The sequence below is a fragment of the Gimesia panareensis genome, from assembly GCF_007748155.1.
In the GTDB taxonomy this organism is placed as follows: Bacteria; Planctomycetota; Planctomycetia; order Planctomycetales; family Planctomycetaceae; genus Gimesia; species Gimesia panareensis.
Genome location: NZ_CP037421.1, coordinates 3,477,671 through 3,498,617, shown reverse-complemented (window position 1 = coordinate 3,498,617; position 20,947 = coordinate 3,477,671). Strand labels below are relative to the sequence as shown.

General features: G+C 52.8%; 18 protein-coding genes. 15 read left to right on the top strand and 3 right to left on the bottom strand.

What is annotated here, in order from left to right; all coding sequences use genetic code 11:
• The 11 genes from Enr10x_RS13285 to Enr10x_RS13235 all read left to right on the top strand — a co-directional run bounded on the left by Enr10x_RS13285 (position 1) and on the right by Enr10x_RS13235 (position 11,564).
• Positions 1-729 (top strand): OmpA/MotB family protein, encoded by a 729-nt coding sequence (locus Enr10x_RS13285; protein ID WP_145106999.1) that lies wholly within the window; start codon positions 1-3, stop codon positions 727-729.
• 158 nt (positions 730-887) lie between these two features.
• A complete protein-coding gene (locus Enr10x_RS13280) occupies positions 888-1,445 on the top strand; it encodes a hypothetical protein (protein WP_145107001.1) in 558 nt (185 codons plus the stop codon).
• Positions 1,446-1,473: 28 nt separating this feature from the next.
• Entirely contained in the window at positions 1,474-2,166 is a 693-nt protein-coding gene (gene fliN / locus Enr10x_RS29945) for a flagellar motor switch protein FliN (protein ID WP_197995000.1), read from the top strand.
• A 79-nt stretch (positions 2,167-2,245) separates the two neighbouring features.
• Positions 2,246-3,145: a FliO/MopB family protein gene (locus Enr10x_RS13270; RefSeq protein ID WP_145449797.1), complete on the top strand. Its 900-nt coding sequence runs from the start codon at positions 2,246-2,248 to the stop codon at positions 3,143-3,145.
• On the top strand, positions 3,138-4,061 hold the full coding sequence (gene fliP / locus Enr10x_RS13265) for a flagellar type III secretion system pore protein FliP (RefSeq protein ID WP_145449794.1): 924 nt from the start codon (positions 3,138-3,140) through the stop codon (positions 4,059-4,061). The genes Enr10x_RS13270 and fliP overlap by 8 nt, the downstream gene beginning before the upstream one ends.
• A gap of 52 nt (positions 4,062-4,113) precedes the next feature.
• On the top strand, positions 4,114-4,380 hold the full coding sequence (gene fliQ, locus Enr10x_RS13260) for a flagellar biosynthesis protein FliQ (protein WP_145107007.1): 267 nt from the start codon (positions 4,114-4,116) through the stop codon (positions 4,378-4,380).
• A gap of 38 nt (positions 4,381-4,418) precedes the next feature.
• A complete protein-coding gene (locus Enr10x_RS13255) occupies positions 4,419-5,408 on the top strand; it encodes a flagellar biosynthetic protein FliR (RefSeq protein WP_145449791.1) in 990 nt (329 codons plus the stop codon).
• A 22-nt stretch (positions 5,409-5,430) separates the two neighbouring features.
• Positions 5,431-6,510, top strand: coding sequence for a flagellar biosynthesis protein FlhB (gene flhB / locus Enr10x_RS13250; RefSeq protein ID WP_145449789.1), 1,080 nt, complete (start codon positions 5,431-5,433; stop codon positions 6,508-6,510).
• Between the two features lie 200 nt (positions 6,511-6,710).
• Positions 6,711-8,051 (top strand): PP2C family protein-serine/threonine phosphatase, encoded by a 1,341-nt coding sequence (locus Enr10x_RS13245; protein WP_145449786.1) that lies wholly within the window; start codon positions 6,711-6,713, stop codon positions 8,049-8,051.
• Between the two features lie 164 nt (positions 8,052-8,215).
• Complete coding sequence (locus tag Enr10x_RS13240; protein ID WP_145449783.1) at positions 8,216-9,778, top strand: sensor histidine kinase; 1,563 nt, start codon at positions 8,216-8,218, stop codon at positions 9,776-9,778.
• Between the two features lie 391 nt (positions 9,779-10,169).
• Entirely contained in the window at positions 10,170-11,564 is a 1,395-nt protein-coding gene (locus Enr10x_RS13235; RefSeq protein ID WP_145449780.1) for a sigma-54-dependent transcriptional regulator, read from the top strand.
• A gap of 125 nt (positions 11,565-11,689) precedes the next feature.
• Here Enr10x_RS13235 and lexA read toward each other — a convergent pair whose 3' ends face one another.
• The gene (gene lexA, locus Enr10x_RS13230; RefSeq protein WP_145107021.1) at positions 11,690-12,292 is read right to left on the bottom strand and encodes a transcriptional repressor LexA; all 603 of its coding nucleotides are present in this window, start codon (positions 12,290-12,292) and stop codon (positions 11,690-11,692) included.
• A gap of 725 nt (positions 12,293-13,017) precedes the next feature.
• Between lexA and Enr10x_RS13225 the strand changes: the two genes are divergently transcribed.
• The 4 genes from Enr10x_RS13225 to Enr10x_RS13210 all read left to right on the top strand — a co-directional run bounded on the left by Enr10x_RS13225 (position 13,018) and on the right by Enr10x_RS13210 (position 18,949).
• The gene (locus Enr10x_RS13225; RefSeq protein ID WP_145449777.1) at positions 13,018-14,046 is read left to right on the top strand and encodes a DUF1559 domain-containing protein; all 1,029 of its coding nucleotides are present in this window, start codon (positions 13,018-13,020) and stop codon (positions 14,044-14,046) included.
• On the top strand, positions 14,043-14,888 hold the full coding sequence (locus tag Enr10x_RS13220) for a DUF1583 domain-containing protein (RefSeq protein ID WP_145107026.1): 846 nt from the start codon (positions 14,043-14,045) through the stop codon (positions 14,886-14,888). The genes Enr10x_RS13225 and Enr10x_RS13220 overlap by 4 nt, the downstream gene beginning before the upstream one ends.
• Before the next feature lie 153 nt (positions 14,889-15,041).
• Positions 15,042-17,273: an alpha/beta hydrolase family protein gene (locus Enr10x_RS13215; RefSeq protein ID WP_145449774.1), complete on the top strand. Its 2,232-nt coding sequence runs from the start codon at positions 15,042-15,044 to the stop codon at positions 17,271-17,273.
• Between the two features lie 140 nt (positions 17,274-17,413).
• Positions 17,414-18,949, top strand: a complete 1,536-nt coding sequence (locus Enr10x_RS13210) for a hypothetical protein (protein ID WP_145449771.1) — start codon at positions 17,414-17,416, stop codon at positions 18,947-18,949.
• An 11-nt stretch (positions 18,950-18,960) separates the two neighbouring features.
• Here Enr10x_RS13210 and Enr10x_RS13205 read toward each other — a convergent pair whose 3' ends face one another.
• Together Enr10x_RS13205 and Enr10x_RS13200 are read right to left on the bottom strand one after the other, a co-directional pair.
• Positions 18,961-20,148, bottom strand: a complete 1,188-nt coding sequence (locus Enr10x_RS13205) for a tetratricopeptide repeat protein (RefSeq protein WP_145449768.1) — start codon at positions 20,146-20,148, stop codon at positions 18,961-18,963.
• Between the two features lie 193 nt (positions 20,149-20,341).
• Entirely contained in the window at positions 20,342-20,899 is a 558-nt protein-coding gene (locus Enr10x_RS13200; protein ID WP_145449765.1) for a hypothetical protein, read from the bottom strand.
• Positions 20,900-20,947 lie beyond the last annotated feature (48 nt).

Genomic DNA, 20,947 nt, shown 5'->3' with positions numbered 1-20,947 from the left:
ATGGCGATGCCTGAAGACGACGGACCTCCAGGCGTACCGGAATGGGTGGTCACCTATGGTGACATGATGTCGCTGCTGCTGACCTTCTTCATCATGCTGGTGTCCATGAGTGAAATCCGTAACGATGAAGGTTCCGTGCGGGCCATGCTGGACTCGTTGCGGGAGCGTTTCGGTACTCATCAAGGTACCGCCGCGGTGCCGGGAAAATCTCTGGATCCCACCAGTAACCAGCGGAAGCCCACCTCCAAGGGGAACAGCTCAGACGGGGGAACCAAGATGGGCAAGGCAAAATCATCGGGAGGGGGCGGTCCCCATAAGACGGTGGAACGCATTAATACAGGGACCGAGGTGACTCTGGGAGGCGCGGCCAGTTTTGACCGGTTTTCTGCTGCGCTGACCCCTGCGTTGAAGAAAAAACTGGATGTGATTGCGGAGGTTCTACTGCCCACTCCCAATCGTCTCATTGTACGCGGACATGCGTCACCAGAGCCTTTGCCAAAAGACTCAAAATTCCTGGATTCACAGGAACTCTCTTTTTATCGGGCAAAAAATGTGGCCGAATATCTTGAGTCCAAGGGAATTGCCCCGGAAAGACTGATTGTCAGTTCAGTGGGCGATGCCGAGCCACGTACCATCACACGCAACCCGGAAGAGCAATACTTGAATCGTCGGGTTGACGTATTTTTAATTGATGCGTATATAGACACTCCGCAGACAGGCAAGCGTTGAGTTCTGCGTCCGATTTCGCCTGATCGGCGTTCCGGATAATTCGCTCGGTAAGCAATTTCAAGGCCTGTTTGATCTTAACAAATCCGCCGACGTGGATGCAGAGGGGCACAGGACGTGTCCCTGCGCAAACAGAGTGCGAGAGTTCAAGGAGGAGACTCGTGGCAACAGACACCGAAACCGAAGAGCCTGGTGTCGAAACAGAGGCAGTGGCATCCCCCGAAGAGAATGCAGTCGCTTCCAGCCAGTCCAAGGCAAAGCTACTGAAGATCGGTGGCCTGTTACTGCTGGTGATCACGCTTCAGGTCGGGATTTCCTACTGGCTGTTGACGCCTGAAACACCAGCAGAAGTCGCAGAAGAATCGCTTTCTAAAGAGAGTGAAAACCTGCAGGTCAACACTGCCGAAGTGAGTATCGACAACTTCAGCGTCACGAATAACATCGCTGAACCCGGTGCGACAATCCATGTGACATTCAACCTGGTGGCGCTCGTGGAACAGGGAGCAGCCTCTGATTTCGAAACCATGGTCAAAGAGTCGAATAAGGCCCGTGTGAAACAGGCAGTCATCGAAGTCGTGCGCAAGTCCAGCCTGGGTGATCTGAATGACCCCCAGTTGAGTACGATGAAACGGATGATGAAAGAGTCGATTAATAAAGTTCTCAAGAAGAGCTATGTCATTGAGACGGTGATCAGTGAATACCGGACCATGACACAATAATGCCCTCCCGGCAGAACAGGATACGATTGTGGCTGAAGAGAATGACGATCTTCTGGATCCCTCAGAAATTGAAAAGCTGCTGAATTCACAGGGACAGGATGCGCCTGCGGAGCCTCCCGCCGGTGCAGGTGCCGCTGAGAGTGCCGGGGATGACCTGCTGGATCCCTCAGACATCGAAAAACTGCTGCAGAATGCGAATTCGGGAGAGGCCGCGAGTTCTGCAGAGGCTGGAAATGTTGTCAATAATGAAGATATCGAGGGACTGTTCAATCAGCATGGTTCGTCAGCAGATCAGTCCGGCATGCCTTTTTCTGCTTCCCATGCTGATACCGAAGCGTTATTGAACCAGGCGGAAGCCAATCTGGCGGCGGCCATCTCTCCTAATCTGGGGCCCGGTAGCGGAATTCCCGGTGATCTGGGGGGAACGCAAGCATTTCAGTTTCCAAACTTCGAGTCGATGACGGGTAATCCCGAAGAGGCGATGGCCCTGTCATCACTGCAAAACGTGGAACTCGATCTGTGTATCGAACTGGGACGGACCGAACTGCTGATTGAAGAAGTCCTGAAAATGAAAGAGGGGGTGGTTGTTCCCCTGGATAAACTGGCGGGGGATCCCGTTGATATTCTGGTGAATGGCCGCATTATTGCCCGGGGCGAGGTCCTGGTGCTGAATGATAATTTTTGTGTCCGTGTTGCCGAGATTATTTCTCCCGAACTTTAAAACTGACTGAGGCAGGGAAACGGAGCTTCCCTGCTGCCTGAGCCCCTGAAATCCCGTGATAGACGACGTAAAGGATTCCATGATTCGTCTTTGCATTCTTGTTGTGCTGATTCTGATCTGCACTCTGTTGTCAGCCGCGCGAAGCTGGGCAGCCGATCCTGCATTTCCGACGCGCACGACGGAATTCCGTCCGCCCCGGACCATGGCAGGCAGTCCGAATTCCTATTCCCGCAGTTCACAACAGGGGCAGGTACCGGCAGCTTCTGAGCGGCAGCTAAATAACCGACCGGTTTCAGGTCATACGGGAATCACTCAGTCACAGACACGCAGCATTCCACAGCGGACTGCGCCCGTTGAGGCGAAGCCGGTAGCAAATCCGATTACGCCCCTCGCTCGACAGAAGCAGGGGGATCAATCACGCACCGACCAGACTGCGCCCAGGCGGGTCCCGTCGATCTGGGGAACATTCGGTGCTCTGGCGCTGGTGATCGGAATTATTCTGATCGCGGCAAAACTGATGAAGAAACATAATCCCCTGGCTGCGAAAAACCTGCCCCGCGAAGTCATCGAAATTCTGGGGAGGCGTCCACTGGACGCGCGGCAGACCATTCATTTCGTGCGATGCGGTTCCCGCGTTCTGATTCTGGGATCGTCTCCTGCTGGTCTGGAAACGCTGAGTGAAGTCCTGGATCCGGTCGAAGTCGATCTGATCACCGGCATGTGTCGGGAACAGGCGGAAGCGGCCCGTTCCAATCAGACATTTTTGAACCTGTTTCAGTCCGCACAACAGAAGACAGAAACCAATCGCTTTGAGCAGAACGAAAACCGGGTCTCGCCATCCAGGCGGTCGGAGCCGGAATCGCATCCTGAGCAGGCGGATTTCTCGGATTACGATTCTGCGGTGAACCGGCTGCAGCAGAAGCTGCTGCAGCCGTCCCGTCAGTCATTGAGTGATTCTGCGGAGCGTGATCATGTATAAGGCCGGGGGACTGGGGATCTGGCTGTGTCTGCTCTGGTTTTTATCAGCAACGGGCGGCCTGCAGGCACAGACAACTGCACAGAATCAGGCGTTGTCCAACCAGGGGGTCGGCAGTCAGAGTCTGCAGAACTTTCCGAATCAGGCAGATCTGAGTCAACAGACAACTCCCGCTGAGAAATCAGGCGTGCCTGAACTGCTGAATGTCGAACAGATGACTTCACCTCAGGGATTGAATTCCACCCTGAAACTGTTCCTGTTACTGACGGTCTTGAGCCTGGCACCTTCGATTCTGATCATGACGACCTGCTTTATCCGGTTCGTGATCGTGTTCGGATTGCTGCGTCAGGCACTGGGGACACAACAGTTGCCGCCCAATCAGGTACTGACTTCACTGAGTCTGTTTCTGACGTTTATGGTGATGGCTCCCATCTGGGAGAAAGCCTACGAGGAAGGGATCGTCCCTTATACAAATCAGACGCAGCAGGCCCCGGTTTCGCTGGAGTCGGCATTTGAAAAGACGGTGGCGCCGCTGCGGAAATTCATGAGCGATCAGATCGAGTTGACGGGCAACAGCGATACGGTCTGGATGTTCCTCGATTACCAGCGACCGTTAGCCGGTTCACCCGGTGCCGCCGACTATAAGCCGCCCAGCGATTACGACGAAGTCCCGTTGAGCGTGCTCCTCCCGGCATATATGTTGAGCGAAGTCAAGACGGCGTTTCTGATCGGCTTTCAGTTGTACCTGCCGTTTATTGTGATTGATATGGTGATCAGCTCAATTCTGATCAGCATGGGGATGATGATGCTGCCTCCGGTGCTGATCTCACTCCCGTTTAAAATTCTGCTCTTTGTACTGATTGACGGCTGGTTGCTGACAGTAGGTATGCTGCTGGAGAGCATCAGGGCCGTAGGATAAATCCCGGCGCTACCGTTGCGCCCGGAACCAGGTGAAAAACAGGTGTCAGGAAATGGATAGTTCAACCGTTGTGGATCTGGGACGTGAAGGGCTGCTGCTCATGCTGGAGGTCAGTGGTCCGGTGATGCTGACCGCGGTCGTGGTCGGTCTGGTGATCAGCATCGGACAGGCGGTAACCCAGATTCAGGATCAGACCATCAGTTTTGTTCCCAAAATCATCATGATGGTGCTGGCGATTCTCTATACATTACCCTGGATCACATCGCTGATGATGGAGTACAGCACCAACCTGATTACCAATATTCCGACGCGGCTTTGAAGTCGGTCGACTGACATAAGTGAATATAAGAGAAGTTCGTGAGTGCACTGCTCGATCAATATCTGGTGAACCCGATTCTGCAGTTGGCGCCCGGCCAGATCCTGCAATGGGCCATGCTGCAGTTTTATGCGTTTACGCTCGTGCTGGTGCGGATCAGCGGACTGATGATTATCGGTCCGGTCTTTGGGCAACCCATCTTTCCAACGAATATCCGGGTATTGCTCATTCTGAGTCTGGCGATTCTGATTACCCCCACACTGCATGAGCAGGTGACGGTTGGGTTTTACCAACTGGACGCCAACCAGGATCAGCGGCTCAGCCAGGATGAAATTCCCGCGCATCTGCAGGAACGGTTTGAAGAACTGCTGGTGAGCAGTGGTCGCCAGGGAACACGCGAACTGACCGTGAACGACTACCGCTTTGTGACGCATATGCCGGCGTCGCTGCTGGATTATGCCTGGTCGATTCTGGGTGAACTCACGCTGGGATTTGCGCTGGGGCTGGGGGTGTTTCTGATTCTGCAGAGCCTGCAGATGGCCGGTCAGATGATCGACCAGCAGGCCGGGATGGCGCTGGGAGAAGTCTTCAATCCCGGCTTTGATATGAATGCCTCCTTGAGTGGCCAGTATCTGTATTTTATCGGAATTGCGGTCTTTCTGCTGATGGAGCCGGTCAACGGCCATCTGCTGATGCTCTCGGCGTTGATCGATACGTTTCAGATCTTCCCGGTCGGGGAAGGTATCGTTTCGACTAATACCCTGGATCTGCTGCAGGCCCTGATGCATCAGTCCCTGGTGCTGTCGGTGAAGGTCGCTGCGCCGCTGCTGGCGATCAGTGCCCTGATTTCGCTGTCCATGGGATATCTGGGGCATACCGTTCCCCAGATCAATGTGTTGGTGATCGGGTTCCCCATTCGCGCCATTGTCAGTCTGGTGGTCCTGATCTTTACACTTTCAGGAGCCGCGGACATCGTCGTCGAATCCATTCCGCTGGCGATTGACCAGATCAGCCGCAGTACGGTGATGTAATCCTCATTGAGATCAATTCAGCATGGCAGAGAATGATACCGGAGAAAAAACAGAGCAACCGACGGATCGCCGGCGCAATGAAGCCCGCGAGAAGGGGAACATTGCGAAAAGTACCGACCTGAATGCGGCGGGGATGATGCTGGCGACAGCCGGCGTGCTCTATTTTTTTGCGGTGAGCCTGAGCCATGACATGAAAAATCTGATGGAAGCGACATTGACCAGCCCGGTCTGGCTCCGCGTCGATACCCCACTGATCATGGAACGCCTGCAATCGATCATCAAACTGTTCCTGCAGGGATCAGCCATGACGATGCTGATTCTGTTTATTGCTGCGGTCTGTCTGAATATTGTGCAGGTCGGCTTCATGATGACCCCGGATGTCCTGCAAATCAAATGGGAACGCCTGAATCCGATTGAAGGTGCCAAGCGGATTGTTTCAATTCGGGGACTGATGAAGCTGGGAGTGAGCTTGGGAAAAATCACCCTGCTGGTGCTGATTGCAGTCTGGTTCAGCTATCTGGTCTTTCCCAATTTTATCGCGTTGATGGGGGCGGCACCTGAAACCATTATGCGCGATATTTTCAACTCGTCGATTGAACTGGGCATCCTGCTGGCCCTGGCGCTGATTATCCTGGGTGGACTGGATTATGCGTTCCAGAAATGGAAGCATGAGAAAGACCTGATGATGAGCAAGCAGGAGATCCGGGAAGAAATGAAGTCGATGGACGGAGATCCGCTGATCCGCCAGAGACGCCGGGAGGCGCATCGTAAGCTGGCGTTATCCCAGGAGCTGTCGCAGGTCGCAACGGCAGACGTCGTTGTCACCAACCCGACCCATATTTCGATCGCCATCAAATATGATCCGGAATCGATGCCGGCCCCGATTGTGGTAGCCAAGGGGGCAGGGGAGATCGCGTTGCAGATCCGGAAGATCGCCAATGAGCACGGGATCCCGATCATCGAGCGGAAGCCGCTGGCACGGCAGATGTATCGCGATGTCAAAACCGGTCAGGAGATTCCGTTCGAATTGTACGAAGTCTTCGTGGAGATCATGGCCTACGTATATAGTCTCTCCGGGAAATCGATGCCGGACGCGCGCTGAACAACGGGTCAATTCAGAGCTCCAGACAAAGAACCAGTGATCTCAGATCGCTGTATCCTGCCCGTAAAACAGGTTTTATGGCGGATTTTCAGCAACAAAAATGAGATTTCCCAAAGTGTGCACTGGTGTTTGATTTGAATTCTCACCAAGATATGAAATAGTGAATTATGAACAACTGTGACTTGTTTTGAGGGGGTTCAATGCGTTGGGAACATCCGGTTCAGTTCGCATCGCAGAGTGATGTAGGCTTCCGGCGACGGAATAATGAGGATTCGATTTCCGTCCGGATATGCAAGGATCAGGAAGGCTGGCGGGACCACGGACATTTTTTCCTGGTGGCTGACGGCATGGGCGGTCACGCGGTTGGTGAACTGGCCAGTAAAATTGCTTCTGAAACGGTTCCCCATACATTCTTTAAGAACAAGCCCGGCCCTGTAGACAAATCTCTGAAATCAGCGATTGAAATTGCCAATCAGGTGATCAATGAGCGGGGGATGGCCAACCGCGAATTCATGCGGATGGGCACGACCTGCAGTACGCTCTGTCTCTGTCCCGAAGGAGCCGTGATCGGTCACGTGGGGGACAGTCGTGTGTACCGGGTCCGCGAGAACCGGATCGATCAGCTCACTTTCGATCACAGCCTGCAGTGGGAACTGATCCGGCAGGGGCGGATGAAACCGGAAGAGGTTTATCTGAACGAGCCCCGTAATGTAATCACACGCTCCCTGGGTCCGGAACCGGTGGTCAAAGTTGACATTGAGGGGCCCTTTCCGGTGCTGGAGGGAGACCGCTATATTCTGTGCAGCGACGGGCTGACCAGCCATCTGAAAGATGATGAGATTGGCATGATTGCCAAGTACCTCGACCCGAGCGATGCCTGTCGGCTGATGATCAATCTGGCGAATCTCCGGGGCGGTTCCGATAACATCTCCGTCATTGTGGTACGGGTAGGAGATCTCCCTGATGGTAATCTTTCACAGGAACGGGAGCCCGAGCCGGAACCCGAACTGGAACTGGAGAAGGATTATCGGGAATGGTTATGGCTGGCGGGGGTCTGGGGGGCAGCCCTGATGGTAGCCACCGGGATCGTGATGTGGCTGCTGACGAAATTTGACAAGGGCGAGTTTCTGGCCTTTGGTGGTATGTCGCTTTTGGTCATACTGCTGGTTAGAAAAGTGTTTGCGCAGCGCGAGTCCGGCAAGCACCAGGAATATCTGGATAAGACGAAGACTGTGGAGTGGCGGCCTTATCGCTCCGAGCGTTTGAAGTTTAATACCGATTTTCTGCAGTATCTGACCACCATGGAGTCCGAACTGCAGCGGGCCGCCATGGAGGAAGAGTGGACAATCGAGTGGTCGACCCACAACAAAATCTATTACGAGGCCAAGGAAGAACTGGAGCAGAAACGGTACCTGAAGGCGTTTCGCGATTTTTCGCGGGCGATTGATATTCTGATGACCGGTCTGCATTCTTACCGCAAGGAAATGGTGCATCAGGCGCGCTGGAAAAAGGGCCCTCCGACCGGACAGCAGGACGATTGATTTTCAAGGTCTCCTGTGAAGTGACCGCTGATTGCAGGTCCCGAATTGTGAATTTTGTTCACCTGTTCGTCTTTGCTGATTTAACATTGGATTTCTGATCTGAATCCGGTATGATCTGGCCCTTATTTCTGAGGCACTGAAGGACTTGTGACACGGAGGTCAGGGTGTTCTTTACACAAACAATCAGACGGAAACTGGGAGTGGGCCTGGGAATCATCTTTTTCATGCTGATTCTACTGGCCTATGGCGCGGTTTCCGGTCTGCTCTCTTATCAGCATACGGTGAATGACTTCAAGTACTCGCTGGACAGTCTACCAGACCGTGACCGGTTGATCGTTTCCGTGGTCGCCTTGAATGATCCGCTGCAGAAAATCAGACACTCCAGGCCTGCTGCCAGTGCTCATTATCAGCAGAAATTTAAAGCGCAGTTGAAGGAAGTGGAGGAAACGGAAATCCCGACCTTCCTGCAGAAAGTGGATCGGCTGCCGGATCCTTCGCTGTCAACGTGGAAAGGGTTTGTGAATTCGCAACTGAGCGATCACAGCGCTGTGATGAAACGACTGCAGCACCTGTCACACATGTCTTACGAACTGGACGATCCCAAACTGAGGCTGGAAGCGGCCGAGAAGATGATTCTGGAAGTGGCCCACCTGGAGAGCCTGATTCTGGAAGTCAAAGAAGTCCCCTCCGGGACCAAAGCGGTGCTGGCACGGGCTTCGCGGGTCTATCATTCCCGTTATAACCTGGTCTGGGTCTCCTGCCTGATTGCGTTTATTACTTCAGGCTGTCTGATCTGGTATGGCTACAAAATGGTGCTGGCGCCGATTCAGGAGTTGCATACCGGTGCCAGGATTGTGGCACAGGGGCATTTTGACCACCATTTCGAGATCAGATCCAACGATGAAATGGCTGAGCTGGCGGAAGCTTTCAACAAGATGACGCAGCGTTTCAAAGAGAAACGGGACGAACTGAATCACAAGGTAGAAGAACGCAGTAAGCAACTGGTTCGTTCTGAACGTCTGGCGGGCATCGGCGTACTGGCAGCCGGGGTGGCACATGAGATTAATAATCCCCTCTCGGCGATTTCCATGGCGTCCGAATCTCTGCAGGGACGGATGCAAGATCTGAAGCCGCACTGTCCGGAGGAGGATCTGGATGTGGTAGAACAGTATCTGGGTCTGATCCAGCGCGAAGCCATGCGATGCCGGGATATTACTTCCAAGCTGCTCGATTTCTCCCGCGGGCAGAATTCCGTTCGCAGTGAAAACGACCTGGTGGGAGTCATCGAGGAGGTCTGCTCGATGGTGGGCCTGATTAAACGTCTCAAAGGGCGTAATGTTCGGTTCACGCCAGCTGGTCCCTGCCGGGCGGAATTCAATCCGGCCGAAATCAAGCAGGTGGTGCTCAATATCATGACCAATGCACTGGAATCGATGGAAGTGGGAGGGAATCTGGAAATTCAGGTCCGCGAGAACGTCGATTCCATTACGCTGATTTTCCAGGATGACGGGTGTGGGATGTCCCAGGAAGTCATGGAGGGCCTGTTTGACCCCTTCTTTACCCAGCGGGCGGACGGAACGGGCACGGGACTGGGGATGTCAATCACACATCGGATCGTGAAGGATCATGGAGGCGAGATCGAAGTCGAAAGTGCAGGGCCTGGAAAGGGGAGCACATTTTTTGTGGAGCTCCCTAAAAAAGCGAAGATGCAAAATAAGGCTGCATAAAGAGTTAGGTTTTGATGTCAGGGGGCGATTTTCTCCGATTCTCCGATTGCCACGATTTTCAAAATCTGATATTACACGTCTCTCCCCACTAATGATTCACACAAAGTTAACGATACAGGAGAAAATGGATGTTCTCTGTACTGCAGATTGCTCTCGATATTTCCTTTCCCGATCTGATGCAACTCGTGCAGAGAAAGGTTGTCGCTGATCTTCCGGTTCCGGAGTGGTCAGTGTGAACGTTGATCCCGGAAAAGCAGTGGAGCCATTTCATCAGGAACTGCTGTTTTCCAGAGCCTTTCCCCCAATTCCTTCCAGAATACCATTCGGTTAAGTTATTTGTTAAATGGCTTTCTCTTTGACAGGATGTCAAAGCAGGAAGAAGGAGCACAAGTTGAGCAATTCGGTTAATAAATTACGGGTCTTGTTTGTCGATGATGAAGCAGCCATCCGCGAAGTGATGCGCATCGAACTGCCCCGGATGGGACATGATGTTACCATCTGTGAGGATGGTCAGTCGGCATTAACAGCACTGGATAAGATCACTTTTGATGCAGCGATTGTGGACCTGCGGATGCCCGGTCTGAGTGGCTGGGATGTGATCGACCATATCAATAAAGTTTCTCCTGAAACCGAAGTGATTATCAGCACCGGGCATGGGAGTATTGATGAGGCCATTCAGGCGATCCGACGCGGGGCGTATGACTTTCTGCCCAAGCCCTGTAAGCTGATCGATATTGCCACCGTCCTGCAGAAGGTGGCCGATAAACGCTCACTGCAGAACAAGAACTATGCTTTGGAATCGCGTCTGAAAAGCGTGGAAGGCCCCTGCCAGATTGTGGGTGAGACTCCGCCGATGCAGCGCGTGAAAAAGCTGATTGAGAAAATTGCCCCCACGGATTCGACCGCGTTGATTCTCGGGGAAACCGGGACCGGTAAAGAACTGGTGGCACGTCGGATTCATGATTTAAGTGCCCGGGCCTCCATGCCTTTTGTGCCGGTGAACTGCGGTGCCCTGCCTGAGAATCTGGTGGAAAGCGAACTGTTTGGTCATCGCAAAGGTGCTTTCACCGGAGCCGATACGCCCCGCAAGGGTTTGATTGAAATTGCCAACGGCGGGACCCTGTTCCTGGACGAGCTGGGAGAGTTGGATAAAACCATGCAGGTCAAGCTGCTGCGGTTCCTGGAATCCGGCGAAGTCCGACGTGTGGGAGACAGTGAGACATTCCATGTGGATGTGCGGATTGTCTGTGCGACCAACCGGGACCTGCAGGAGATGGTCGGCGAAGGGACGTTCCGTGAGGATCTCTACTTCCGGGTGAACACCTTCGAAATCAATCTGCCTGCATTACGGGAGCGGAAAGGTGACATTCCGGAAATTTCACGGGTTCTGCTGAAACGTCACCTGAAGAAAGAAACGATTCCCCAGGATATTCTGGCACCCGAGACGATCGAAATTCTGCAGGAATATGACTGGAAAGGGAACGTGCGGGAACTGGCCAATGCATTGGAGCATGCTGTTATTCTGTGGGATGGTGTGCAGATCCAGCCGGCAGACCTGCCTTCCAATCTGACACGAGGTTCATCCATTCCCATGGCGGGGTCTTCCAGTGTGAACTGGACCGATGGCATGGAAGGCAAGACATTGCGTGATATTGAGATGGAAGTGATCTATCACGTTCTGGACAAGCATGATGGCGATAAACCAAAATGTGCCGCCGAACTGGGGATTGCTTTGAAGACACTGTATAACAAGTTGAATCAGTATCAGACCCGCGCTGCCGGCTGAGGCGCAGGACCTGCCTGGCTCTTGAGAATACAGTGAAAAAAAATGCTCTGGTAGAAGTACCAGAGCATTTTTTATTTGAACTTTGCCAGCCTGTGGCTCAGCGAGCCATGGACTGAGTTGGCAACTTAGTATTTGCGGATCACGCCAGTGACGACTCCCAGGATGTCCACATTTTTCGAGTAAATGGGCTGCATGCTGGAGTTAGCCGGTTCGAGACGGATTCGATCGCCTTCTGAGTAGTAACGTTTCAAAGTTGCTTCCTGACCATCGACCAGAGCGACCACAATGTCACCTTCTTTGCAGGTGTTCTGTTTGTGGACGATGACGTAATCACCGTCAGCAATCTGATCTTCGATCATGGAGACCCCTTTGACTCTCAGGCAGAACTGATCATCCGGGTCGAACAGTGGTCCGAAATCGATGTGCTCATCGTCCTGTACGGCAAGTACAGGGCTTCCGGCAGCGATCTGACCAGCCAGGGGCAGACGAGTCCGCTTCTGGGAGTGGTCACAGAGCTGAATGGCACGAGACATGTGAGACTCGCGGGTGATCAGCCCTTTCTTTTCGAGCGCCTTGAGGTGACACATCACACCGTTGGGAGAGCGGATACCAAAGTTGGCTCCGATTTCACGGACGGTGGGGCCGTAGCCACGATTGATAATTTTGTCTTTCAGGAAATCGTAAATTTCCTGCTGTCGCTGGGTAAGGTTTGCTTTGGTGCCTGCCATAACAAAGTACCTCGTTTCTTAAACTAGGGTGAACTAATCGACGATTCCTGATACGGCCAGGAATACAACTCAGTGTTTACTCAGACCACACCGGACCGGAGTAAGAAAAGCCGCATACAGCTTCAGGAAAATAACAGGTAGAGGGTGTTATTGTGAAAAACTAAATAACCCTGAATATTGTATGTGCTTTTATTCTAGTATACTGTCGTCTACAGGACAAGTATGACGACCAAAAACATTAAGCCTCAAAATGTTCTTCAATAGATTATGAAAGGTAGTTCTGGAAAAAACGATTTCTAAGTAACGAATTTATAATGATTTATATGAAGTTTGTGTTTTAGGGCCTAAACGATGTTTTTCTGATAATTTGATCGATTATTACTACGTTTATAGTAAAAAAGACGATGGAAATCCCAATTAAACAACTATTTAAGCGACTCTACGACACAGCGTGCCAGACTTAATACACGTTTAACAACCAATTCATATTTGAAGATTGTCTAGCTCTGAAAGCCTGACCAATATCAGTTCTTCACTAGTTAATTGTATAGTGAGAGTGAATTCTTAACCTTAAAAAAACAAAATTCCTGAGAATTTCGAGCAAATTTCAAGTTAGTTGTAGGAAATGGAGTACTTCGTCGCATCTAAATACAGTCAGGGATTCTATTTCAACTTTTTTGGGGAGTGAATTCCGCCGGGATCCGGTTTACGAAAGGGGGAAGCAGGTGCGAGGAGACAACCCAACACGCAGCGGATTTACCCTGATCGAGATTCTGGTGACAATCACCATCATTGGATTGTTGATTGCCTTGTTGCTTCCTGCGGTGCAGGCGGTACGCGAAGCTGCACGTAAAATGCAGTGTGCCAACAACCTGCACCAGTTGGGCATTGCCGTCCAATCCTACCACGAAGCGCACTCCGTACTCCCCTTTGGTGTGGGACTCGATCATGATGGGCCGATTTCTTCACTGGGCACGCTTGATGATCGTCGCTACTCGGCCCATGCCATGCTGCTGCCTTATCTGGATCAGGCGGTGGTTTATAACAGGCTGAATTTTAATGTTGCGCCGTTCCATCCATTTGTGAATGCGGCCAACGATGATCAGGAAGAACTGGCCCGGCGGTTTGATGAGGTCATCAATGGACCTGCCGCTGCAGCTCGGATTGAAGTATTCCTCTGTCCCAGCGATCTGGATCGCCTGCAAAGCCTCTGGGGACCGAATAATTATCGCACGTGCAATGGCAGTTCGTGGTCTGGCCGGAACGGGAATGGAATGTTCGGTCAGATCAGCAGCGTGAAACTGGGGGATGTCAAAGACGGGCTCTCCAATACGGCCATGTTCAGCGAGCACGTCAAAGGGAGCTGGGATGATACACTGATCGATCCTCTTTCGGATCTCTATAACCTGCAGGGCGTCTGGACCGAGAGCCAGTTCAGCGATGCCTGCGGTCGCCTGGCACCACAGACCGCGGTTGCCTATCAGTATGATGTGGAATCCGGACAAACCTGGCTGGCGGGAAATATGAACTGGACCCGTTACAACCATGTCCGCACTCCGAATCGTACCAACTGCAAGAACGGTTTTACCTGGGATGGTGTGATCCTGAATGCCACCAGCTGGCATACCGGTGGTGTGAATGTGCTGATGGGGGACGGAGTCGTGAAATTTGTCAGTGAAAATATCAATGATGATATCTGGCGCGCCCTGGGGACCAGGGCCGGAGGCGAAGGGACGGCAGGAGCTGGTCTATGAAGCGTCTGGTGTACTTCGTGCTGATCCTGCTGACCGGATTCCTGTCAGCCAGCGCGGTTGCAAAAGCAGCCTCCCGGGAAGCTTATTTCAGTTTTCGCGGTGAACAGTTTGATAATGATTTACTGGTGCCCCTGGGAAGAGGTACGGTCCGACTGTTTCGTCCCCGTCCCGAAGGTTTGTTGTTTCAATTGCCAGCCGGCCATAAACTGCCCGCGCTGGGGGTCAGTCCCCGCTTTCAGATCCAGGGGGATTTTGAAATCACTGCGACGTATGAAGTACCGGCCTGGAAGGATCCGAAAGCCGGCTATGGACAGGGGCCGAGTCTCTATCTGAAACTGCAGGACGCGAACGAATCGGCGGTGGCCTTAGGGCGTTTGTTGCGTCCGGGAAAGAAGCATGTCTTCAGTACCATGCTGTCGACAACGGTTAACGAGAAACGCAGCTACGATGTCCAGCTCTACGATACCAGTGTTGATTCCGGAAAACTGAAACTGGTCAGGGAAGGGGGGCTGCTGACGTTTCTGGTCACGGAAAAAACGCCAGACGAATTTCGGGAGTTGCGCCAGGTTGAACTGGGAACCGGTGACGTGGAACTGCTGCGTCTGGGAGCGCAGCAGAGTGATCCGGACACCCCGGTGCAGGTGCTGTGGAAAGACCTGACCATCAAGGCAGCCGGGTTCCCCAATCATCCCGATACTCTAGCCAGAGGCGAACAGCTGCACGTACCCACTTATCATCCCGCACCTCAGCCGGAATCTTTCTCTCTGTACTGGAGCCTGGCAGCGGGGATTGCACTGGTACTGGTCATCGGGGGTGTCGTGTGGGTCCGGAAACGCGGTTGAGCGCCTCTGTGATTCAGGGGGGATGCTGTCCTTAAAAAGTCTGCTCAGGCTGGCATGGTCTGGCGTTTTCTGGTTAGACTGGATGTATTCCAAACGGGCTGAGAGTTCAGCAAAACGACTCTGTCACGATACTACATCCAGGAAAGCGGGGAGATGATGTTTCAGAAAGATGATCAGTTCTCAATCGAGCGCAGAGAGGCATTACAGAATATCGGCTGGGCATTATTTTCAGCAGGGCTGCTGCAGGCAGGAACACCTGCTGCCAGTCTCTTCGCTGCAGAGCAGACACCCGCGTTCAAAGACAGCCGGCTGGGGGAACTGAAAGATCTGAACAGCTATTTTCCCTTCACCCCCAGTGAATCTCCCGAAGCCTGGGAAAAACGGGCTGAATATGTGCAGCGACAGATCAAAGTGGCAGCCGGCGTCTGGCCCGAGCCGGAGAATATGAAGATCGATGCCACCGTGCACGGCAAAGTGGATCGGGATGAGTACACCGTTGAGAAAGTGTTCTTTGAAAGTTCACCCGGTCTGTATGTGACTGGGAATCTGTATCGTCCGAAGGGCAAGCAGGGACCGCTGCCGATGGTACTTTCTCCCCATGGTCATTTTCAGAATGGCCGTTTCTATGACAGTGGCGAAACACGGGTCAAAGCGGATATTGAGGCGGGGGCAGAGAAGTACGAGGTCGGCGGACGCTATCCGCTGCAGGCCCGCTGTGTCCAGCTGGCACGTATGGGTTGTATGGTCTTCCATTATGACATGCTGGGCTATGCGGACGGGTTCTGCCTGAGTTACGACCTGATTCACCGATTTTCCAAACAGCGGCCGGAGATGTCGAGCGCCAAAGACTGGGGCCTGTTCAGCGCGCAGTCGGAACTGCGGTTGATCAGTGCGCTGGGGCTGCAGACACTGAACTCAATCCGTGCGCTGGACTGGGTCAGTTCGCTGCCCGAAGTCGACAAGACCCGGATCGGGATTACCGGTGCCAGCGGCGGCGGGACGCAGACTTTCATTCTGGCAGCCATCGATGATCGGATCACAGCTGCCTTTCCAGCGGTGATGGTTTCCACAGCGATGCAGGGGGGCTGTACCTGCGAAAACGCGACGTACCTGCGGATCGGGACGGGGAATGTGGAGTTCGCTGCGTTACTCGCACCGCGGCCCTTGGGGATGACGGCAGCGAATGACTGGACGAAAGAAATTGAAACCAAAGGGCTGCCTGAACTGAAACAGCATTTCAAAATGATGGGGGCTCCCGATAAGGTCGTGGGGAAATATTATTCCTTCCCGCATAACTACAACTATGTCAGCCGGGCGATGATGTATGAATTTTTCAATCGACATTTCAAACTGGGATTCTCTTCACCCATCGTCGAGGCCGATTTCAAACCGTTGACCAAGGCGGAAATGACCGTCTGGAGCAAGCAATATCCTGCTCCTCCGGGAGACGAACAGTCCGAAATCAAAATTCTGCATACGCTGGCCCGGAACAATGCCCGGCAGATCAAGCAGCTGACGCCCAATGATCAGAAGTCGCTGGCGGAATATCGTCGCGTGGTGGGTGGGGCGATCGAGGTCATGGTGGGACGTTCCCTGCCTGGAGCGGATGATCTGGAAGCGGAAAACATTTCCGAAGACCAGCTGACAGGCTATCGTCAGTATCATACGCTGATCAAGAATAAGCAGTTCGGTGAAGTAACGCCGGCTCTGTTCTGCCTGCCTGATCAATGGAATCAGAAAGTGGTGATCTGGCTGACCGATGCCGGCAAGTCCGGTCTGCTGAAACCGGATGGGAAGCTGGCCGGTCCCGTCCAGCGGCTGGTCGATGCGGGTACCGCGGTCGCGGGCATTGATGTGCTGTATCAGGGTGAATTCAATCAGCTGCAAGCCGCTCCGAGCGAAATGCCCGTGGTGAAGAATCCACGAGAATTTGCCGGTTATACGCTGGGATATAATCACCCTGTGTTTGCCAAACAGGTTCACGATATTCTGAATGCCCTGGCGTTCTGCAAACATCATGAGAGCAACCCGCAGTCGATTGCGCTGGCGGGATTTGGTTTTTCCGGCGTGCGGGCAGCAGCTGCCTGTGCACATTCATCGAATCTGATTGATCAGCTGGCGGTTGACCCGGGTGATTTTCGCTTTGCCGAGATCACCAACATTCGCGATCTCCGTCTGTGGCCTGGTGCTGTGAAATATGGCGATGTGCCAGGGTTGTTGTCGCTCTGTGAACCGGCTGCCCTCTGGCTGGCTGGCAGATCTGCTGCCGTACCCAAACTGGTGCAGGCGACATACAACTCAGCGGGACTCTTGAACAAGGTGGAATTGCACCAGGGCAGGGAAAACCGAGAGAACGCTGCTGTCGACTGGTTACTTAAGGGGTGAGCCCCGGGAATAGCACTCCCACTGCGCTTTTCACAAAATAGCAGGTGCATTATTGATCGGTGGTTGTATACTGATGAATATCGGGTCTGTTCACTTTAGTGCCGGTGTTTCGGCGAGGATTGTGCCAAGGGGGGAGTTCAATGCGCTCGACTAATCAAAGATGGTTACGTTGTCGTTTCTGTGCGGTTTTTTTCCTGGTGGTGGGTTTGCCCGCGCTCTTGTCGGCGGCAGACGCGGTCCCTCTGAAATATCAGTGGAAGCAGGGCCAGGAACTGGCGTACCGGGTTGAAATCGAAGTCGATCTGGAAGATTTCTCCGAGTCGTTGATTGGCATCGAACAGTACCGGGTGACAGAAGCGACGGATGACAGTCTCTCTATCCGTTGTACCGGCCGGTTAAATTCCACCCGGAAGATGAAACACAGAAACGGACGTCTGGTCGTCCCTCGAATGCCCAGGTTGCCTCACAACAGTCCTTTTGCAGGACTCTCCGGGAGTATGGCGGGGGCGTTCGATTCGCATGTGATCGTGATGAACCGCTTCGGTGAGATTGAAACGATCAAGGGATCTTCACTGTTACCGTATCTGATCGGGCAGTTATCGCAGATTAATCTGATTCCGTTATCGCCTGCAGGGAACTCGGCATGGTCCGAAATGGATAAGGCGAATATCTCCGTGATTTCGTCAGATCGGATTTCTCTGCCTTTCCGTGGTCCGAATGTGGAGAAAACGCTGGGGGCTAAAAAAACAACCGAATATGAGATCACTGGACAGAATGGGGATCTGGTGACCATTCAGGTCAAGCACAGCTATCGGACAGTTGCGACCGTGGAAGATGGACCGGAGGTCGAACTGTCCGGGACAGGACAGATTCAGTTTGACAAACAACAGGGAGCGGTTCAGGAGCTCAAACTGGATTATAAACTCGTCCGGCGCAGTGAATCGAGTACACATCGGATTCCGATCACAATTACTTCCCGGCAGATGACCGTTGAAGAACTGGCACAGCACCAGGCAGCTCTTGCCGAGTTGCAGAAGAAGCATGAAGCAGAAATGCAGAAACGGAAGGAAGCAGCGAAATTTGAGGTCCCCGAAAATCTGGATGCAGATCTGACCGCGATCTTAAAAGACCTGTCGACCACAGATCTGTTTCAACGCAAAGCGGCTCTGAAAAAACTGAGCGAGGCCAAACCCAAAGAGAAAAATCCGGAAGTCTCCCGGATTCTGATGCGGATTCTGGAGAGCAAAGATATTACCGTCGCCAAGGATGCTTCTGAGGCGCTGGTGGTCTGGTCGAATAAAGAGGATGTGCCGGCCATGATCAAACTGTTACCTGAGATCAATATTCTGGCGCAGCCTAATCTGATGCAGGCCATTCTGCAGCAGCAGACCGATGAAGGTGTGCAGGCGGTCGCCGGTTTGTTAAAAGACCGGGTCAAAGCCCACCGGGCTGGCAATCAACTGATTGAATATGGCAGTGGTGCGGAGGAAGCAGTGCTCGAACAGCTCGATCCCGATGACTTCCTGACGACGGTCAATGTCATGCGGGTGCTCAAAGAGATCGGCACTGAAAAGAGCCTGAAGAAGATCGAGGAAGTGACCCGTAACACAGAGAACAGGAACTTCCGTTTTCAGGCTGCTTCCACAGTGAAAGCCATTGAGGATCGCGTCAAGTAAACAACATTCGTTTACTGATTCGAAAGTTCCTGCGGTGAGCGGAAGAGCGTTTCTTCTTTTTCTACTGCCGCCGGAACCTCGTTTGAGATACGAATGATGACCGGTTTTTCCTCTTCGATCTCGTCCAGTTCGCGGAAGGAATTGATTTCCAGAGGTGCTTCTTCCGGTTTCTGTTCGATAACTGGTTTCTGTTGAGGAGCCGGTTGAGGAAGTTTACGCGTTGTAGTCATAGCCGGTGCCGGATCGTCCGGGATGTTTCGGAAGGGGTTCACTTTGACCGGTGCCGTTGACTTCATCTCTTTTTTCAAAGAGACCTGGCTGATCAGTTTTTCTTTCTTCACAGCCGGCTTCTGCTGTGTCAGCGATTCGAGTTGTTGTGTGCGAGTGTCGGCAGAAGCTTTGAGGCTCACCAGCTGCGCCGGTTGCTTCTGTGTTGGCGGTTTTGGACTGGCCTGGGGTTGTTTCTGTTCTTCCTTGGACGCTGCGGCGAGCTGTTCTTCTGCTTCTGCGGTTTTCCGGGCCAGCATGCGGTTTCTGAGCAAGGCCAGTTCCGCTGCTCCCTGACCGGCTGATTTCAGGTCAGGATCTGCAGTAAGTGCAAGGTCGTATTCTTTGAGTGCCAGTTCTCCTTCGCCACGCTGGGTATGAATGTAGGCTACGTTGGCATGGGCTTCCGCTTCCGACATGATGTTGCGGAACATCGTGTAGCTCTCTTTGAAGCGTCCCTGATGCCCGACCACCAAAGCCAGATTATTCATGATCCGCGTGTTTTTGGCATCATTCTGCAGCGCGGAAGCCAGAATTTTTTCCGCTGCTTCATACTGTCCCCGTCGATAGAGGGCATAGCCGAAATCGTTCAATACTTCGGAATTGTTGGGATCGAGCTGTTTGGCCTCTGTGAAGTAGCGGGTGGCTGCGACGGTGTCTCCCAGATGCGAGCAGACAATGCCCAGCCGATGGCAGGCCTTGACGCTGTGGGGGTTCTTCTTCAGATAGGTTTCATATTTCTCCCGTGCCCCGATCCACTCATTCTGTCTCTCCAGGGAGCGGGCAGCAGCGAGCATGTTCTCTTCTTTTTCATGGTGTTTACCGGGAAGCGCAGACTTCACTTTGGAAACCTGGGTATTCAACTGCGTGCAGCCCTGAAAAGCGAGGGTGCAGAGAATCAAGGTTGAACAAAACAATCCTTTGTTGTTCATAATTGTGTTCCTGGCGTATTTTTCAGGCTTAGTTCAGTTTCGAGTGGCAACAGATTGAGAGTCTTGCGATTCGGCAGATACTCTCGAGAGGTTGTTGCAGGAATCGTCTGGTTAGAACCGTTATCAAAAAGTGGACGGATCCCCGAAGAATCCGTCCACTGTCTTTAAGACTGTTCAGCAGGAATCTCCTGGCTTAGAAGAATCCAATTCCGCCGCCGCCACCGAATCCGGAGCCAAAGCCGCCGAATCCACCAGAACCGCCTCGGCCGTTATAGTTGTTACGGAAGCCATTGATGTAGGCCCGGTAAGCTTCGAAGCCTTCGAAGCCTGGTGTGAAGGCCGGAGCGACAACGACGCGTTCGTCAGCATCCTGCACGTTCATCGCCTGCAGCATTTTGACGATGACATTGCGACGATGCATGTCGAGGTCGTCGTTGCCATGAATCGGGTATTTGTATTCAGAAGATTCTGCGACAGACATGGAGCTGGGCTGAATCACCACAGGGAATGGTGTAGAAGCCATGCGGACCGCAATCTGTTTAATGTGGTCTTCGCCTGCCGCATTCAGTTTGGCGGTTGAACCTACGAATTCGCTTTCGACAATGACGAAGTCAGAGGCTTCACCGTTTTCTTCCTGCTTCTGCCAGATATCATCGCTGATGGTTCCCAGCGGGGCTACAGAATCGTAGGGGATCTGAGCCTGATAATCTTTATGGTGGCAACCACTGACCAGCATTGCTGCTAAAGCCATAGCAGACAAACTTGCAATTTTTGGTTGTTTAGACATCGTGTAATCCCT

Coding starts and splice junctions, on each gene's coding strand:
- Enr10x_RS13285 (WP_145106999.1), top strand. CDS start 1: ATGGCGATGCCTGAAGACGACGGACCTCCAGGCGTACCGGAATGGGTG.
- Enr10x_RS13270 (WP_145449797.1), top strand. CDS start 2,246: ATGATTCGTCTTTGCATTCTTGTTGTGCTGATTCTGATCTGCACTCTG.
- fliP (WP_145449794.1), top strand. CDS start 3,138: ATGTATAAGGCCGGGGGACTGGGGATCTGGCTGTGTCTGCTCTGGTTT.
- fliQ (WP_145107007.1), top strand. CDS start 4,114: ATGGATAGTTCAACCGTTGTGGATCTGGGACGTGAAGGGCTGCTGCTC.
- flhB (WP_145449789.1), top strand. CDS start 5,431: ATGGCAGAGAATGATACCGGAGAAAAAACAGAGCAACCGACGGATCGC.
- Enr10x_RS13245 (WP_145449786.1), top strand. CDS start 6,711: ATGCGTTGGGAACATCCGGTTCAGTTCGCATCGCAGAGTGATGTAGGC.
- lexA (WP_145107021.1), bottom strand. CDS start 12,292: ATGGCAGGCACCAAAGCAAACCTTACCCAGCGACAGCAGGAAATTTAC.
- Enr10x_RS13220 (WP_145107026.1), top strand. CDS start 14,043: ATGAAGCGTCTGGTGTACTTCGTGCTGATCCTGCTGACCGGATTCCTG.
- Enr10x_RS13215 (WP_145449774.1), top strand. CDS start 15,042: ATGATGTTTCAGAAAGATGATCAGTTCTCAATCGAGCGCAGAGAGGCA.
- Enr10x_RS13210 (WP_145449771.1), top strand. CDS start 17,414: ATGCGCTCGACTAATCAAAGATGGTTACGTTGTCGTTTCTGTGCGGTT.
- Enr10x_RS13205 (WP_145449768.1), bottom strand. CDS start 20,148: ATGAACAACAAAGGATTGTTTTGTTCAACCTTGATTCTCTGCACCCTC.
- Enr10x_RS13200 (WP_145449765.1), bottom strand. CDS start 20,899: ATGGCTTTAGCAGCAATGCTGGTCAGTGGTTGCCACCATAAAGATTAT.